Source organism: Myxacorys sp. (assembly GCF_059501405.1).
Genome location: NZ_JCACCM010000019.1, coordinates 13,551 through 26,987 on the forward strand (window position 1 = coordinate 13,551; position 13,437 = coordinate 26,987).

Annotated in this window: 13 protein-coding genes; 6 read left to right on the top strand and 7 right to left on the bottom strand. The window is 50.4% G+C overall.

All coding sequences use genetic code 11. From position 1 onward, the window contains the following. Nucleotides 1-76: 76 nt before the first annotated feature. The 4 genes from AC5I6P_RS01990 to AC5I6P_RS02005 form a co-directional block, all read right to left on the bottom strand. Complete coding sequence (locus tag AC5I6P_RS01990; RefSeq protein ID WP_495692087.1) at nt 77-1,741, bottom strand: DUF3352 domain-containing protein; 1,665 nt, start codon at nt 1,739-1,741, stop codon at nt 77-79. A gap of 83 nt (nt 1,742-1,824) precedes the next feature. Continuing rightward, complete coding sequence (gene cofH, locus AC5I6P_RS01995; RefSeq protein WP_495692088.1) at nt 1,825-2,985, bottom strand: 7,8-didemethyl-8-hydroxy-5-deazariboflavin synthase subunit CofH; 1,161 nt, start codon at nt 2,983-2,985, stop codon at nt 1,825-1,827. 3 nt (nt 2,986-2,988) lie between these two features. Then, nucleotides 2,989-3,756 (bottom strand): circadian clock KaiB family protein, encoded by a 768-nt coding sequence (locus tag AC5I6P_RS02000; protein WP_495692089.1) that lies wholly within the window; start codon nt 3,754-3,756, stop codon nt 2,989-2,991. Between the two features lie 135 nt (nt 3,757-3,891). After that, the gene (locus tag AC5I6P_RS02005) at nt 3,892-4,674 is read right to left on the bottom strand and encodes an ABC transporter permease (protein ID WP_495692090.1); all 783 of its coding nucleotides are present in this window, start codon (nt 4,672-4,674) and stop codon (nt 3,892-3,894) included. A gap of 124 nt (nt 4,675-4,798) precedes the next feature. Here AC5I6P_RS02005 and AC5I6P_RS02010 point away from each other — a divergent pair, with 124 nt between their 5' ends. The 3 genes from AC5I6P_RS02010 (at nt 4,799) to AC5I6P_RS02020 (ending at nt 8,384) form a co-directional block, all read left to right on the top strand. Beyond that, a complete protein-coding gene (locus AC5I6P_RS02010) occupies nt 4,799-5,920 on the top strand; it encodes a DegT/DnrJ/EryC1/StrS family aminotransferase (RefSeq protein ID WP_495692091.1) in 1,122 nt (373 codons plus the stop codon). Nucleotides 5,921-6,215: 295 nt separating this feature from the next. Continuing rightward, the gene (locus AC5I6P_RS02015) at nt 6,216-7,928 is read left to right on the top strand and encodes an ABC1 kinase family protein (protein ID WP_495692092.1); all 1,713 of its coding nucleotides are present in this window, start codon (nt 6,216-6,218) and stop codon (nt 7,926-7,928) included. Between the two features lie 81 nt (nt 7,929-8,009). Then, on the top strand, nt 8,010-8,384 hold the full coding sequence (locus tag AC5I6P_RS02020) for a hypothetical protein (RefSeq protein ID WP_495692093.1): 375 nt from the start codon (nt 8,010-8,012) through the stop codon (nt 8,382-8,384). A gap of 36 nt (nt 8,385-8,420) precedes the next feature. Here the strand turns inward: AC5I6P_RS02020 and AC5I6P_RS02025 are convergent, their stop codons facing one another. Then, a complete protein-coding gene (locus tag AC5I6P_RS02025; protein WP_495692094.1) occupies nt 8,421-9,317 on the bottom strand; it encodes a tetratricopeptide repeat protein in 897 nt (298 codons plus the stop codon). 236 nt (nt 9,318-9,553) lie between these two features. On the opposite strand from AC5I6P_RS02025, the gene AC5I6P_RS02030 reads away from it, so the two are divergent. Further along, a complete protein-coding gene (locus AC5I6P_RS02030; RefSeq protein ID WP_495692095.1) occupies nt 9,554-9,766 on the top strand; it encodes a hypothetical protein in 213 nt (70 codons plus the stop codon). Here AC5I6P_RS02030 and AC5I6P_RS02035 read toward each other — a convergent pair. After that, nucleotides 9,763-11,298 (bottom strand): caspase family protein, encoded by a 1,536-nt coding sequence (locus AC5I6P_RS02035; protein WP_495692096.1) that lies wholly within the window; start codon nt 11,296-11,298, stop codon nt 9,763-9,765. The genes AC5I6P_RS02030 and AC5I6P_RS02035 overlap by 4 nt on opposite strands. A 159-nt stretch (nt 11,299-11,457) precedes the next feature. Here AC5I6P_RS02035 and AC5I6P_RS02040 point away from each other — a divergent pair, with 159 nt between their 5' ends. Continuing rightward, nucleotides 11,458-12,057: a hypothetical protein gene (locus AC5I6P_RS02040; RefSeq protein WP_495692097.1), complete on the top strand. Its 600-nt coding sequence runs from the start codon at nt 11,458-11,460 to the stop codon at nt 12,055-12,057. Between the two features lie 116 nt (nt 12,058-12,173). Here AC5I6P_RS02040 and AC5I6P_RS02045 read toward each other — a convergent pair whose 3' ends face one another. Then, the gene (locus AC5I6P_RS02045) at nt 12,174-13,223 is read right to left on the bottom strand and encodes a fatty acid desaturase (protein ID WP_495692098.1); all 1,050 of its coding nucleotides are present in this window, start codon (nt 13,221-13,223) and stop codon (nt 12,174-12,176) included. 20 nt (nt 13,224-13,243) lie between these two features. Here AC5I6P_RS02045 and AC5I6P_RS02050 point away from each other — a divergent pair, with 20 nt between their 5' ends. Beyond that, the gene (locus AC5I6P_RS02050; protein ID WP_495692099.1) at nt 13,244-13,396 is read left to right on the top strand and encodes a hypothetical protein; all 153 of its coding nucleotides are present in this window, start codon (nt 13,244-13,246) and stop codon (nt 13,394-13,396) included. Nucleotides 13,397-13,437: the final 41 nt, after the last annotated feature.

Genomic DNA, 13,437 nt, shown 5'->3' on the forward strand with positions numbered 1-13,437 from the left:
CTCTTAACGAGTTCTTAGGACTAGGAGTGAAGACAAGCTTAACGATTCATACTCAAATTCAGCAACACTGAGTGTTTTACTTGTTTTTCTTGAGCATGACGAAGACATCGTAACGGGCAGTGCGATCGCTCGTGATCGCCGCCGTTACGCCGATGGAATCCATCGCTTCGAGAGCCGTACGATTGGTGATCGGCAACTGCAACAAGGGAAAATTCTTCAGTTCGAGCAAGCGATCGATGTTGACGAAGAAATGTCCGTTGTTTTGAGTGATCTCCGAAGCCGTAGTCTTGCGGAACATCTCGTTCTCTGCCAGAGCACTCGCGGGTTTGGGTAAGAAAGTCTGAGCCACAGGTGCGCCCAACGAGAGAAACGCGACATCGCCATCCATCCATCCCCGAGTGATATTGATATTGGCAGTAGGCAACGACCAATTGACCACAGGCTGCCCAGCAACCTTAGATTCTTCGACCTTAAAGGTATACTTTGCTGCCATTGTTTCATCGAGCCGCTTAAAAGTCGCTTCTGCTGCGCGGCGATCGTTGGTCTGTACCATAACCACCAATCCAGCGGGTAAACTGGCAGGCGCACTCTGCTGAGCCGGAACTAACGCTAAGGTAAATTCTCCGTCCATCCAGTTTAGGAAATCTTTGTCTAGATCCAAACCAACAGTGGTTTTAATGCCTTGCTTGAGTCCTTCTGGATTGACCAATCGAATCGGGTTTGCCGCCGCTCCTTGGGTATAATCTTTCCAGAATTGCTTAAAGTTTCCGCCAGATGCCATCATCAGCGTGTCGGCTGGCAATCGATTTGGCATAATCTTGGCGTTATTTCTCGTGTCAAACCGCCGTTGGCTATCCGGTTTCAACCAAGACAAGCTCTTAAATTGGATGCCGTCTGCCGCCAAGATTGCCGTTCCTGCTAATCCCTGATTTTGCTGAACTTGGCTCAAGCTTTGTGGGGGTAACGGACGGTTTGAGTTTGCTGCCGAGGTATTAGCGGCGGCGGGAATATTGACATAAAACCGAGCTAACGGTCGCTCTGCTTTAATCTGCGTCAAGGCATCTCCGTACCCCGGCGTTCCGGTTAGGGCTGCCCCTCCTTTGTAGGTGTCGATCGCACGTTCGATGGCTTTTGGACTATTGGCTAAGACGATTTCCTGAGCATCTAGCACCGCAACCGAAAGGCTCTGGGCTGGATCACCTTGATTTTCGCGAACCTGAACGCCTTTATACTGCCGCTCAGCCCATTTCCCTTTCGATGCCGCAGACTGTTCTAACGTCTGTTTTGCCTTGATCGGATCGGCGATCGGCAGCACCATGATCATCGGCTGCGAGTTCACGGCGGGTTGAGCAGGGTTAGAGTTGTCAATTCCAGCTTGCGGCGGCAAAAATGCCATCGTTACTTCTTTGCCCACCCACGGCTGCACGTCTCGCCCATAGTCCAGCCCCCGACTGGTGAGAATGCGATCGCGCCACTGGCTTAAATTCTGTTCAAAGGCGGCTTGACTACGTGGCGTGCCAAACTCTCGAACCTGCCGCCATTGATTCTCTTCGGTCGTTACCGACAGCACCATCAGCGCATCTTGAGGAATGACACCCGAACCGACGGGCATAACGCTAAGTTGCCCTTGGCGAGAGAGTAACAAATACGCGATCGCGCCTCCTCCCACCAACAGAGCGGCGGCTCCCGCAGTCAGTAATAGTTGAGGCTTTTGAGGGCGAGATTTAGGTTTGGCGTTCATGAGCGGGGACTGTGCAAGATAATGCCATGCCACTGTAGCAAAGTCTAACGGATCTGGGGCGAGAATTTTGGGTATAGAACAGTCTAGAGCAGGACGGGTTGCACGATTGGCTCTGCCAATCTCCGAGGGATCGCTCGATAAAGGGTGTCGCGTTGCGCAAACGGTCTGCCAATTTTAGCAATTGCGCTCTGCAAGGTTTCGACTTCCATACAGGTTCCGCCGATCGCGCCTGCCATCGTGGTGATGTGTTCTTCCATCAGGGTTCCGCCGATGTCGTTGCAACCCCACCGCAGCGCTTCGATCGCGCCTGGCAGTCCGAGCTTTACCCAACTGGGCTGATGGTTCGGAATCCAATTGCCAAGGAAAATTCGGGCGACTGCCATCAGTAAGAGCGAGTCAGACAGGACAGGCTGATCGCGCCCGACACGCCGCCGCAGAGGTTTTGGGGCGTCTTGTCCGACAAAGGGCAGCAGAATGAATTCTGTGATGCCGGTGTATCCATGCCGTTTAGCAGATTGTTGCAGTGATCGCAGTAAGTCTAAATGCTGCATCTGCTGCTCTGGTGTTTCAATGTGCCCGGATAGCATGGTGCTGGTGGTTGGAATGCCTTGCTGATGCGCCGTCTGAACAACCTCCAACCAGGTTGTGCTGTTTAACTTTTCTGGGCAAAGAATTTTTCGCACCCCATCATCCAGCACTTCGGCAGCCGTTCCAGGCATCGAATCAACGCCTGCCTCTCGCAGGGCTGCAATCACCTCGGCAAACGAGAGGTTATCTTCTCGCGCGATAAATTGGACTTCTTGCGGAGAGAACGCATGAAGATGTAACTGCGGAAATGCTGACTTGATGGTTTGAATCAGTTGCACATAAAAAGACAGCGATGAACCCTTGAGCTTTGCGTCTAGATTCAATCCGCCTTGCATACAGATTTCAGTTGCGTTTCGCTTAACCGCATCCGTCGTTTTTTCTAAAATCTGTACTTCATTTAGCCAGTAGGCTCCTTCGTCACCACTATCTCGACGAAAGGCACAGAAGCTACAGTGCTGCTCACAAATATTTGTGAAATTGATATTGCGATTGATCACATAAGTCACGGTTTCGCCCGCTTGTCGTTGCCGCAAGTGATCGGCAGTCTCGCGAATCCGTTCAATGGCTTTGACATCCGTTTGGTGCAGCAGCGCAACGCCATCCTCTGGTGCAATATCTTCTCCAGCCAATGCCCGTTCTAAAATCTCATCCACCATGATTCATTCCCTTTCTTCTAGCGCACCGAGCATGTGTAGAATGCGATCGCCATCTTCTAAATTTCCGGCAATCCGACGTACTGGCTTCGGGTAAACCTTAACCAAGGTCGGCGTTGCGGTGATCTGATCTAATTCTGCTTGTTCTGGATGCTTAAAAATGTCAATTATCTTCAGGGTATAAGGAGATTCGAGAGATTGCTCTAACAGTTCGTGCAAATTCTGCAAAATGCGTTGAGTCGCCGCGCTGTAGCCCGACACAAACAGTCGCAGCACATAGCCTTGGGGATAGGGAGAGGCCGAAATTTGCGGCGGACTCGTTTGAGCAAACGTCGGTGGTGGACTGGGGTGCGATTCTAGACGAAAGACTAAATCGTGATTTTCCCAAAGCTGAGGAAACTGATGGCGATACTGATCAATCACTACTGGATCGCATAAGCCTTCAGGCAATGGAGCCATCTGCCAATGGACATCGGTTTCAAAAACGGCGTTGAGCAGCGATCGATAGCGAAAAACGGGAGGGTACGCCTCAGCAAAAATTCGCGTCTGCTGCACCTTGGTGTCAAACCAGCGATCGAGGGTGGCTGTATAGCACGGCACGAGAAAATGAGGCGGTTCCGGCAGTTCTAAAATATCTTGCAGCGCAGTACACAAATTGAGATGCCATCGCCCCCGCTTACTAGGATCGATGCAATAGACTAAATCGCCGCCTGGTGTAAAAAGCGCAATGCCCTTGAAAAACGAGGGAACCGATCGTTTAAGAATAGTGTTCAAGGACAGAATTAAGACACCGCCAGGAAAAAATATGCTGGAATGTACCTCTCTTATACAACAAGACAGTAGTTTGTAATCGATTATTCGTAATTTGTGATGGGCACCGTTCGTCACTCTAATCAGGTCATGATCAGGTCATAGCTGAACGAGTTGTGACGCTGAGTTAAAAAATTGCCGACAAATTCCCGTCGTCAAGGCGATCGCGCAAATCAATGACGCAACCGCCAGCAGGATCAACACCACAATTTGCAGCGCGATCGCTTGAATCGGATTTGCGCCGCCGAGCAACTGACCGCTCAAAATACTAGGAAGAGTTGCTAATCCAACAATCGTCATCGTGTTCAGCGTTGGCAGCACTCCCGCCCGAATGGCATCTCGGCGATAGGTCGCGATCGCTTGAGTCGGGGTTGCACCTAAACTCAGATGCGTCTCGATTTCCGCCCGATTTGACGTGAGGGTACTGACCAATCGCTCTCCGGCGATCGCGGCTCCATTCATCGCATTACTGAGGACGATCGCAACCAACGGAATCAGAAACTGTGGGTTATACCAGGGCTGCGCCTGCACAATGAGCAGTTGAGCATAGCCAACCGTCAGGGCTGTACTGACGCCCAACGACCCAATGACCCAAGGCATTAAGCGCGGCAGCTTTTGACTGATGCGATTGCGAGTGACGATCGCGGCGACCAGCAGCAGAATGATGGCGACAAACAGAATTAAGAATGGACTCTGCGGCGGAGCGAATACAACCGTGAGGACGTAGCCCACGACGACGAGTTGAAGAATCGCTCGTCCGGTCGCGATGAGAAGATTGCCTTCGAGTCCGAGGCGCTGCCAGAGAGAGAGAGCGATCGCAGCAACGACTAATCCCAACGCCCAAAAAATCTGACCGAACGAATCTACGGCTTCAGCGTTCAATACTCTGTCCCTTCTCTACTACTCCGTCCCTCATCTTGCCAGATTGTAAGTTTATTGAAACAATGTAGTCACTTCACGGTCTAAAGCTTTATTAGATCCCCTTCAAGGTACGTGGTGAAACTGAGTGACTACCATTCCCCCTTTTGACCTTTCAGAACAGTTCAAGCTCATTGGTTCCGATATCAATCAAGCCGTTTTAGAGGTGCTTGCCTCCGGTCGTTATATCGGCGGCGCAACGATTGAAAATTTTGAAAACCAGTTTGCCACCTACATTGGAGCCTCCGAATGCGTAACCTGCAATTCGGGAACAGACGCTCTCTACCTTGCCTTGCGATCGCTCAAGATCGGGGCAGGAGATCACGTCATCACCTCGCCCTTTACCTTCATTGCCACCGCAGAAACGATTAGCGCGGTCGGGGCAACGCCTGTGTTTGTTGACATCGATCCGCGCACGTTTAACTTCAATTTAGATCAAGTTGAAGCTGCCATTACCCCCCAAACGAAAGCGATCGTTCCCATCCATCTGTTCGGGCAACCCGTCGATATGACGCGGTTGATGGCGATCGCGACCGCTCACAATTTAGCCGTGATCGAAGACTGCGCTCAAGCTACGGGAGCTGAATGGGCAGGTCAAAAGGTGGGCAGCATCGGACATGTTGGCTGTTTTAGCTTTTATCCAACCAAAAATCTCGGCGCATGTGGTGACGGCGGCGCGATCATCACGAACGATCCTGAACTTGCCGCTACGGTCAAAATGCTACGCGACCACGGGCGGCGCAGTGGCTACTATCACGAAGAACATGGCGTCAACAGCCGACTCGATGCGATTCAAGCGGCTATTCTGCAAATCAAGCTTCGCTATCTAGACACTTGGAACGAGCAGCGTCGCCGCGTTGCTGATCGCTACCATCAGCTTTTATCACCGCTTTCTGACCTTGTTCTGCCTCATGAAATTGCAGGCGGGCGCTGCGTTTGGAATCAGTACACAATTCGAGTGACTGAAACCGAAGCCGAACGCCGCGATGCGGTCAAACGTGCCTTGCAAGAAAGAGGGGTCACATCGATGATTTACTACCCCTATCCGCTGCATCAACAGCCGATTTACCAGTCGTTGGGCTATCAACTCGGTCAATTGCCAGAAGCCGATCGCGCTGCCCGCGAAGTGCTGTCCTTGCCAATGTTTCCCGAACTGTCTGAACTGCAACAAGACCAAGTTGTTTACAGTTTGAAAGATTCGTTAGCTTGAAGCGAGCCTAATTTTCGTTGGCAAAAAGCTTGCCATTCTTGCCTGGTCTCAATTTGAGCCGCATTTTGGTTTGGCTCTTTTCCGTTTCAGAAGTTGTAGTTTTATATACTAGAATGATATGTAAAGCAACAAATGGTAATCCTTCAAGCGGCAGTCGGGCATCAAGAGATTCGCTGAGCCTTTGATCATTAAACTTGTGATGAAAGGAGTTAGTAGAAGTGGAAAATACGGTTGCAAGGCTCAACTGCTGGTGATGGTTGTCCGCATCCTTCGTTTCAAGAGGTATTAAAAACCCGTGGGTCGAATTTCCCTTTCTCACCTAAGACAGTATGACGCTGCCGCGATCGCACGATACTACAGTCTCCGCCCGTGGCGAGCCATTTGGCGATCGCTGCGAATCATTTGGTACTTCGCTGGTTTCATTCTTGGACTCAAGTTTGATCAGTGGTTTGACCAATCAGAGCGGGAAAAACCTCATCGCGCCGCGCAATTGCGGCACCTTCTGACGGCGTTAGGCCCAGCATTCATTAAAGTCGGACAGGCACTCTCTACACGTCCTGATCTGATTCGGCGAGATTTTCTAGATGAACTAATTAAACTGCAAGATCGGCTACCGCCGTTTCCTAACGACATTGCGTTTCGCATTCTGCGTCTAGATCTAGACGCAGAAATCGATGAGGTTTTTGATGACTTCTCTCCAGACCCGATCGCGGCAGCGAGTCTGGCACAGGTTTATAAAGCACGCCTCAAAACTGGAGAAGAGGTTGCAATCAAGGTTCAGCGTCCAAATCTGCTACCCACATTGACGCTTGATTTGTATCTTATGCGGTGGGCGGCGGGATGGCTGTCTCCTTGGTTGCCGTTGAATTTGGGACACGATCTGACGTTGATTGTGGATGAATTTGGAACCAAGCTGTTTGAGGAGATTGACTATCTCAACGAAGGACGCAATGCTGAGAAATTCGCGAACAACTTCCGCAACGATCCAACCGTGAAAGTGCCCAAAATCTACTGGCGGCACTGCACGCAGCGAGTTTTAGTTCTGGAGTGGATTCACGGCTTCAAGTTGACCGATACGGTGTCAATTCAGCAAGCTGGCATGAATTCCGATGCGCTGATCCGCATCGGCGTCACAGCAGGGCTGCGTCAACTATTGGAGTATGGCTTCTTTCATGCCGATCCGCATCCTGGCAACCTGTTTGCTGTTGCTGGAGATCGCGGCGCTCAAATGGCGTTTATCGACTTTGGCATGATGGATCAGCTTGAAGAAGAAGCGAAAGAAACGCTCGTTGATGCCGTTGTACACCTAATTAATAAAGATTACACAGACTTAGCCCACGATTTCGTCAAGCTTGGGTTTTTGGCTCCCGGAACCGACATCTACCCGATCGTACCTGCGCTCGAATCGGTTCTCGGTGACATCATGGGCGAGAGCGTCCGAGATTTCAACTTCAAAACGATTACCGATCGTTTTAGCGAGTTGATGTACGACTATCCCTTCCGAGTACCTGCGAAATTTGCGCTGATTATCCGATCACTCGTCACTCAAGAAGGCTTGGCGCTGACTCTCAATCCTAATTTCAAAATCGTCGAGGTGGCCTACCCCTATGTCGCCCGTCGATTGCTCACCGGAGAATCGCCGCGATTGCGTCGTCGCCTGATCGAAGTTCTGTTCAAGGATGGAAAATTCCAGTGGCAGCGCTTGGAAAACATGATTGCGATCGCGCGGTCAGACAGTAGCTTTGACCTTTTACCAACCGCTCAGCTCGGCTTAAGCTATCTGCTTTCAGATGAAGGACGATATCTTCGTCAGCAGCTACTCTTAGCCCTTACCGAAGATGATCGCCTCCATACCGAAGAAGTTCAACAGTTGTGGAACCTGATCAAAGATGACATTCAACCCGCTCGCATCTTGGGTGCAGCATGGGGCGCGTTAGCAAGCTTCTCGACTACTCGCGCTGCCGCTCTGATTCCGTCAATGATGCCTCTCACAAATTCGAGACCCTAACCTGAGGACGAATCGTTATAGGATTACAGATGACGAAAGGTAACGATTCCTGGTCTGATCTATAACCCCTCCCAACACACCGTGAATTACTTTTTTCCTCAGCCTCCCTATCTTCTGTTGTGTGCAGGTCTGCTTGCTAGTCTTGCCTCGGGATTAGCGTTTCAGGCCGTGCTGACACAATCGGTTCGAGACTGGTCTCAAAATCGCTCGACTCGTAGCCTCGCGAATATGCGTGGATTCAATCTTTTCCTGCCGTTTTTAGGCATGGCAGGCGGCGCGTGCTTCTTTCTTGCGGCGGGCGTTGAGATTTTTGGATTTCCGACGAAACTTGCCTATGCGATCGCGGTTCCGATGACGATTTTTACCAGTTGGCTGGTGTGGTCGCAACTGGGCAAGATCTTAGCTCAAATCGAAGAAGGCGGATCTGCCGCCCTAGATTTAGATTCTTTCCGCTAACAGGTCGGGGGAAGTTGGCATCAGTTCCAATTTCCCTTAGCGATTGCTCAACCGTTGAAGCTGCTGTTGCGTTTTCGTTGCCCACGGCGAATTGCCTTGAGCAGAATAAAGATCTTTGGCATAGGCAAGTATTCGTTTGGCTTCTTGCAAATTTCCTTTTCGCACAAACGCTAGACCCGCCGCGTAGTAAGCATTAGCAAATTTTGGATTGGCTTTAGTGGCTTGCCGAAAGGCAGATAGTGCGCCCTCTAAATCGTTTTGGGTATAGAGAATTGATCCCAAACTATAGTGGGCGACTGCATAACTTGGATTGCGCCTAATTGCTTGTTTAAATGCGGCGATCGCATCAGCTGATTTACCTTGACGCTGATAGACTAATCCCAAATGGTAGAGCGGTTCTGAGGCATTCTCGCTTAGTTTTGCCGCTTGCTGAAACGCCTTGATTGCGCCCTGCTGGTCGCCGGATTGTGCCAAAAGCAGTCCAAGATTGTAGTGGGACAATCCTAATTTTGGGTCAAGATCGAGCGACCGCTGTAAATACTGTTTTGCTTGCGGTAGATTACTGCCTTCTAGCAGTGCGGCTCCCAAGTTGGCGTAGGCCAAGGCGAAATTGGGACTCGATTGCGTCGCGAGATAAAACGCGTCGGCAGCGCCCTGGAGTTGTCCTTGTTGCCGGAGCGCGAGTCCTAAGTTGTAGTGTGCTGCGGTTAATCTTGGATTGAGGCGAGCGGCTTCGCGAAATGATGCGATCGCGTCATTCAGTCGTCTTTGTTGTACAAACTGCAAGCCCTGATTGACGATCGCTTCAGCCGATTTTTCTGGCGTTTGGGCCACTACAAAGGGCAATTGAGGGGGTAACACTAGAGGACTGAGGGAAAGCAGCCCGCTCACCATGAGCAAGCTTAGAGGTTTCAAAAATGGCTGACCAGGCATAATGACTTACACACTATTCGCGAAAGCGCAACGTTTACAGGATACGCAGCCAATCATAACAGCAGAACATCGCTTAGCTTGTTTGAGCGCGGATCAGAATGAAAAAGAAAACGTTGAATTGAGTTCAACCTAAATCAGCAGCGGCTAACAACCTCTCCCACGACTTCCGGGTAAGCTGCCATTCAACTTGGTTCCATCCTCGCGATCGCATCCAGTCTGAGCTAGGAGGTGTGCCAATGACCACAAATCCATATCGCTGTGCTAATCAGGCAACGCGCAAATTTGCACTGACAGAAATGCCTCGAATCTCTCTTAACCCCATCTCCCGAAACCCAAACTCGATCAACGCTTTTGCCATCTCGATTCGCACAGGCTTAGCGCTCCAAAATTGGAGCGCTAAGCCTGTGCCAGTTCTGCTTAATCCGTGTCGCTTTAAAGTCGGACATTAGCGTGCCTTCTGCCACTGTTTGATCGACTTTTGGGCTTCAGCGTAAATTTGAGGGCTCTCTCTTGGAACTAGTTGCGCGGCAGCGATCGCTTGCTTATAGTTCTTTTGCTGAGCGCGTTTCTGCGATATCTCTAAAATATCGCTGCTCCAGCGCTTAATATCTTGCTGAGCTTGATTATAAAGAGGATCAGATGGAGGAATTTTCAGCGCAAGTAAGATCGCTTTGTTGGCATCGGAAGCGTTAACTGGCTTGATCAGCGATCGCGCATTCTCTAAAACTTGCTGACTAGCGGTTGCTGGCGGAGCAACTGCTTTTGGAGTTGCGCCAGATGAGTTCTGTTGCGCGGCAGGTTTTGAACCTTGAGACGAAACGCCATCAACTGGGGCTGAAGCAGATTGAGCGCCATTGGAACTATTGACAGCGGGCGGGGTTGCGGTTTGTTGCCCAAAGAAATTATCACGCTGTCGCCACAGCACACCGAGCAGCAAGACTAGCAGCAGGGCGCTACCCCCAAACAAAACTTTCTCCCACAGAGATTCGTCCGGGGCATTGCTGACTGCTACCTTTGCGGGCTTAGGCTCTAACTTTGGAGGAGCAACGGGTTTTAGAGGTAGAAATACCGGATCGGGTTGGGAATCTAGTTCCATGACATTCGGGGTTTCCTGAATATAAGATGCAGGAGGTGCTTCTATAGCGACAGGAGCGGCATCCATAATGGAGGTGTCAAAAAAGTCGTCTTCAACCGTAAACGGATTGGGAATAGCTGGTTTCCACGGCTCGGTTTCTGCCCAATTGACCGGAGTGATGACCTGATAGACCTGTTCTGGATTCGAGACCACGAGAACTGGATGCTGCACTGGGCGATCGTGGTGATTGCATAGTTCAGGAAGACGGGCGGTCATAAACTCTTCTAGCCCAGAGAGCGTCGAGCATTGATGCGATCGCAGTCCTTCTACCAGCGCGGTTGTAAATAATCCCTGATTGAGCGCCATGACTTCGTGAGAAAACTCGTCCGGGCGACACGACAGCAGTGTGGGAACGCCAAATTCTTTGGCTAACGCCGCAGTTTGAGCGCCAAGATTCTCTCCGGCTAAGATGCCTTGACTATGGTTGATGTCGAGCAGCAGCAGCAAGCGCTCGGTCGGCAGAGTGCTGAGTTGCTCAAACAGCGATCGCATCGTGACGCCTGTTGAAGCGACGTCGGCAGGATTGCCTTCAATGCCTAATAAATAATCTTGTCCGTCGAGGCAGACGCCATAGCCACTGAAAAACACCCATACCCAATCTTCGGGACGGGCCAATTCTTGCTTAAAAAAGCTAATCCAGTGCTGCAAGTTGTCTCGACTGGGATACGTTGAGCGACCTACTACTTCTGGAGAAGTGTCAGTCATGAGAATACAGTGATCGGGTAAAAAACCGGCTTCACTAACCAAGGCTTCACAGAGGGACTGTGCATCTTGTTGGGCAAAATTAAGCGGCTGAAGAGAACGATAGTGATTAATACCTACTGTAATTGCCCAATAGTTGGCCATCGCAGACACCTCGGAAGTACATTTGTGATCCACGCTTCAAAAATAACGTGCAAACAAACACATGATAGAAAAAAAAGGCTTTTTTGAAACATCAAACTCTGATCAATCAGACGATTTGCTGTCCATTCTGAGTTTGATTCTTTTGTTACTTCTAAATTCATGGCTTCACACTCAAAATTTGCGTTCAGGGTTACGCTAGCGTTCGGTCTGTCTGGACTACTGTGGGGAATCGATACTACGATCGTTTCGCCAAGAGCGGCTCAAGCCTCTGTAGCACGGGTTGATCTAGCGCTCGTTCGCTTGCCTAGCGAGAGCTTTGAGTCTCTAGCGCGACGGGCAGAACTAGCGGCACGGGCTGCTGTGCAGCGAAGTTTCGATAAAGACATTTTGACGAGTAATACTTCAGTAATTGTCACAGGTCAAGCCAGTGGCTTAGAAGCCCCAATTCTGTCGATCAACGTCAGTCGTGAGCAGTGGCGCACTCAGCCTGATTCGCGTCGATGGGCCACTTACTACAAGTCGGCAAAACTACTGCTTGATTTTGGCACGCTTAATCTCGGCACAGTCGGTGGAACAGTGGGCGGGGGGATGTCGAGTCCGGCAGCTAGTCCTCCATTACCTCTCTCTGTTCCGAACGTAGCTCCACCCAAATCTACGGCTAGAAAATCAGCACCTTCTCTGCCAGTGGTAACTCCTGCCCAATCACCGGAGATCTTGCGATCGCAGACGCCTTTACCACCTCCCCAGCTTCCCAAGTAAGTGGTTTTCATCATTGGTCGATCATTGCTCAACAAAAAAGCAAGGAATTTTAAGTGTTCTTCCCCTTTGGGAAACGAAACCTTTATTCCTTGCTTAGAAACTATTTAGTCGAACGATTAACGCATCACTTTGCTTTGATCGTAATCTTTGAACGATTGATACGCATACTCTGGGTGATACAAGTGACAAAGCTCAGCAATCTGTCGCATTAACTTCCAGGAGAAACGATGCTCTTGTAGCTGACTTCCCCACGTCTTTTGCAAGCTTTCGTGCGCCAAGCGCAGATTGTAGGACGGGATTGCCGTTGAGAGGTGGTGCGGAATATGGACATTGATGTGGTGGCAGAGAAACTCGACCCAGCCCGGATATTCACAGTGTACCGTTCCAAATAGCTGAGCCTCTGCCGCATTCCAGTCTTCCGGTTCGCGGAATTGAATGTCGGGTAAGGTGTGATGCACGATCGTGAAGGTGCTCATCCAGAAGTGATACACCAGCCACGGCATGAGCCAGAATTTCACAAAGCCCCACACTCCAGTAGTAAGAATCAACGTTGGAAATGCGATCGCGGCAAATGCTACCACCACCCCGATCGACACTTTCACTTTTTGGTGATCTCTAGGGTTGTAGTTCTCTAGCTTGAAGTGAATCAGCGCCCAATGCAGAATCGAGCCGATCCACCAGAAGTAACCGCGCATGAGGCGATATCCCACCTGTTGACCCGCATTCATGCTTTCATAAAACTCGGTGCGAAAGGGTTGCCAAGCATTATCGACATCCATTTTGTTGGTGTGATTGTGGTGCTTATCGTGCAGCAACCGCCAGCAGTGAAATGGGTAGATCAACGGAGCCATGAACAGATGCCCGACCCAATCATTTACCCATTTGCGCTTGGCAAACGAGCGGTGTCCGCAGTCGTGACCGATGACGAAAAAGCCCGTCAGTGCGGTTCCGGTAAAAATCCAAGCGATGGGTAATAAAAACCACGGAGAAGCCGCGATCGCCCAATAGCCCAAACCTACCATCGCAATGCTGGCAACGACCATCGACCAAGCTTTTCGCCTGTCTTTTTGAAAGCACTCGCGGGGCAGGGTTGCCAAAATATCTTTGATTTGAAGGTCACTAGGTGAAGGAAGGGCTAAATTTTCGGGCGTGAGGGATGCCGTCATGAATATTTTTCTCTTCAGGTATGGATGAAAATGCACGCGAAAGCCTCTCTAGGCAACTAGCAGACTGTTCAACCCGGTTAAACGGCGTGCTAAAACTTGCCAAGCCATCGTCGAGCTGGTTTAGCGATCGCGCACCTCCAGGAAGCCGCACCGATCGGCAAAAAGCTCAATGATTCTGTCACATGAGTTTATGTAACAAATCCTTGACCTTTAT

Coding starts and splice junctions, on each gene's coding strand:
- AC5I6P_RS01990 (WP_495692087.1), bottom strand. CDS start 1,741: ATGAACGCCAAACCTAAATCTCGCCCTCAAAAGCCTCAACTATTACTG.
- cofH (WP_495692088.1), bottom strand. CDS start 2,985: ATGGTGGATGAGATTTTAGAACGGGCATTGGCTGGAGAAGATATTGCA.
- AC5I6P_RS02025 (WP_495692094.1), bottom strand. CDS start 9,317: ATGCCTGGTCAGCCATTTTTGAAACCTCTAAGCTTGCTCATGGTGAGC.
- AC5I6P_RS02030 (WP_495692095.1), top strand. CDS start 9,554: ATGACCACAAATCCATATCGCTGTGCTAATCAGGCAACGCGCAAATTT.
- AC5I6P_RS02035 (WP_495692096.1), bottom strand. CDS start 11,298: ATGGCCAACTATTGGGCAATTACAGTAGGTATTAATCACTATCGTTCT.
- AC5I6P_RS02040 (WP_495692097.1), top strand. CDS start 11,458: ATGGCTTCACACTCAAAATTTGCGTTCAGGGTTACGCTAGCGTTCGGT.
- AC5I6P_RS02045 (WP_495692098.1), bottom strand. CDS start 13,223: ATGACGGCATCCCTCACGCCCGAAAATTTAGCCCTTCCTTCACCTAGT.
- AC5I6P_RS02050 (WP_495692099.1), top strand. CDS start 13,244: ATGGATGAAAATGCACGCGAAAGCCTCTCTAGGCAACTAGCAGACTGT.